Origin of the sequence: Corallococcus sp. AB038B, assembly GCF_003668955.1 — a bacterium.
GTDB classification, from domain to species: domain Bacteria; phylum Myxococcota; class Myxococcia; order Myxococcales; family Myxococcaceae; genus Corallococcus; species Corallococcus exiguus.
Window position 1 is genome coordinate 1 of sequence record NZ_RAWO01000037.1, and the last position, 3,141, is coordinate 3,141.

Consider the following 3,141-nt stretch of genomic DNA (forward strand, 5'->3'; position numbering starts at 1 on the left):
CGAGCGTGGTTGCCTTCACCTGGGCCAGCAGCTGGCGGAAGGAGTCCTCCGGGCGCACGTGGGCGCGCAACACCAGCGTGTTGACGAAGAAGCCGATGAGGCCCTCGGCCTCGGAGTGGGTGCGGCCCGCGATGGGGGAGCCGACGCTGATGTCGTCCTGGCCGGAGTAGCGCGACAGCAGCAACTGGAAGGCAGAGAGCAGCAGCATGAAGGGCGTTGCACCCTCCCGCTGAGCCAGGCTTCGCAGCGAGCCCGTCAGCTGCGACGGGAAGTGCACGGGCACCGTGGCACCGCGCCGTGACTGCACGGCCGGACGAGGACGGTCCGTGGGCAGCTCCAGCGCGGCGGGAGCCCCCGTCAACTGGCGCTTCCAGTAGCCGAGCTGCGCATCCAGCGTCTCGCCCTGGAGCCACTGGCGCTGCCAGAGGGCGAAGTCCGCGTACCGCACGGGCAGCGGCGGAAGAGAAGGAGCCCGGCCGCCACTGAAGGCCTCATAGAGGCTCGCCAGTTCACGGACGAGGACGCCCATGGACCAGCCGTCGGAGACGATGTGGTGCATCGTCGCGAGGAGGACGTGGGAATCCTCTGAAAGCTTGAGGAGGGCCGTGCGCAGCAGGGGCCCGTGGATGAGGTGAAAGGGCTGCCGAGCCTCACGGGTGGCAAGCCGCAGCGTCTCCGCCTCGCGCGCGGACTCCTCCAGGGAGGAGAGGTCTTCCACCGGGAGCGCCCATGTGGCCGGGGCATGGATGCGCTGGAAGGGCTGGCCCTCCTCTTCGAAGAAGGTGGTGCGCAGGGCTTCGTGCCGCGCCACAAGCGCTTCGAAGGCACGGCGAAGGGCCTCCACGTCCAGCCGGCCCAGGAGGCGCAGCGCGACGGGCAGATTGTAGGAGGCGTCGTCCGGGGTCAGCTGATCGAGGAACCAGAGGCGCTGCTGCGCGAAGGAGAGAGGCAGGTGGCCTTCGGTGCGCGTGCGCGTCAGGGAGGGCAGCCGCGTGCCGGTCGTGGCGCGCTGGAGGCGTTCAGCCAGGGCGGCGATGGTGGGGGCCTCGAAGAGGGCACGAAGCGGCAACTCCACGTCGAGCGCCGCACGCACGCGGGCCACCAACTGCGTGGCGAGCAGGGAGTGGCCACCCAGTTCGAAGAAGTTGTCCGTGCGACCGACAGTGGGCACGCGAAGCACTTCGCTCCACAGGGCCGCGAGCTTCTCCTCCAGCGGCGTCGCCGGGGCCTCGTAGGCGTGCGAAGCCCGAAGGGCGCTCACGTCCGGAGCAGGGAGCGCCTTGCGGTCCACCTTGCCGTTGGACGTCAGCGGCAGCGTCTCCATTGAGACGAAGGCGGCGGGCACCATGTACTCGGGCAGGTGCTGCTTGAGGTGCGCGCGGAGGGCCGTGACGTTGAGGGCGTCGCCGACGACATAGGCCACCAACCGCTTGTCGCCCGGAGAGTCCTCGCGGGCGAGCACGACGGCGTCCTTCACGGCAGGGGCTGCGCGCAGGGCGTTCTCGACTTCACCCAACTCGATGCGGAAGCCGCGCACCTTCACCTGCGCGTCGATGCGGCCGACGAAGTCCAACTGTCCGTCAGCCCGCCAGCGCACCACGTCGCCCGTGCGATAGAGACGGGCGCCCGGAGTGGAGGAGAAGGCGTCCGGTACGAAGCGCTCGGCGGTGAGGCCAGGCCTTCCCGCGTACCCGCGCGCGACGCCGACGCCACCGATGTGCAACTCACCGCGCACGCCCACGGGTACGGGCTGCCCGTGCGGGTCCAGGACATAGACGTGCACGTTCGCCAGCGGCTTGCCGATGGACGGCACGTTCCCATCCACCACCGCCTCACCGAAGGTGGCGATGACGGTGGCTTCGGTGGGACCGTAGGTGTTGAGCAGGCGCCGTCCCGGGGCCCAACGCGCGACGACATCCGCGGGCAGGGCCTCACCGCCAGAGATGACGGTGCGCACCTTGGGCAGTCCCTCGGAGGACGTGGCCGCCAGTGCCGCGGGGGTGAGGCTGACGACACTCAACTCCTGCTCACGCAGCAGCACGGGCAGCGGCGCGCCCGGCATCAGCTTCTCCAGCGGTGCGAGCACCAGCGTGGCGCCGTTGCAGAGCGTGGTGAAAATCTCCTCCACGGACAGGTCGAAGCTGAGGCTGGCGAACTGCAACACGCGGCTGCCGGGCCCAATGCCGTAGGCCACCGCCTCGTGGGTGACGAGGTTGGCGACGCTGCGGTGCTCCACCGCCGTGCCCTTGGGCGTACCGGTGCTGCCCGAGGTGTAGAGGAGGTACGCCATGTTCGCGGGCGTCACGCCCGTCACGGGCGCATCCGTCGGCTCCTTCGCCAGCGACTCGCGCTCGGTGTCCAAGCAGAGCGCGCGGGCGTGCAACGCCTCCGGGAAGCGGTCCACCAGCGCGTGCTGTGTGACGAGCACCTGGGCCGCGCTGTCCTCCAGCATGAAGGCCAGACGCTCACGGGGCAGGAGCGGATCCACGGGCACCCAGGCACCACCAGCCTTCAGGATGCCAAGCAGACCAATGGCGATATCGAGGGAGCGCTCGACGCTGAGCGCGACGCGAACTTCCGGTCCCACGCCACGACGGCGAAGGGCATGGGCGAGCTGATTGGCGCGCGCATCCAGCTGCGCGTACGTCAGCCGCGTCCCCTCGAACACAGCGGCCAGCGCTTCCGGAGCTCGCCGCACCTGCTCCTCGAAGAGCGAATGCATGCACGCTTCGGGGAAGGGCGCGCGTGTGGCGTTCCACTCCACCAGCATTTCGCGCCGCTCAACCGTGGTCAGTAGCGGCAATCGGGCGACTGACTCATTCGGCTGCGCGACGGCCTCCTGAAGGAGCACACGCAGGTGCTCGGCCATGCGTGCGGCGGTGGAGGCGGTGAAGATGTCGGTGGTGTACTCGAGGTAGCCCTTGAGGCCAGCGTCCGTCTCCAGCACCTGGAGGGTGAGGTCGAACTTGGCGGAGAATGTGTCGAGCTCCAGGGCCTCCAGCTTGACGCCCTCGACGGAGGCGGAGCCGCGGAAGGAGGCCTGGTAGGTGAGCATCACCTGGAAGAAGGGAGTACGGCCCGGGATGCGCTCGGGCTTCAACTCCTCCACGAGGCGCTCGATGGGCAACTCCTGGTGCTCCT

At 69.4% G+C, this 3,141-nt stretch carries 1 pseudogene; it reads right to left on the reverse strand.

From position 1 onward, the window contains the following. Window positions 1-3,127, reverse strand: a pseudogene (locus tag D7Y04_RS42380) (amino acid adenylation domain-containing protein); the annotation flags it as partial. Window positions 3,128-3,141 lie beyond the last annotated feature (14 nt).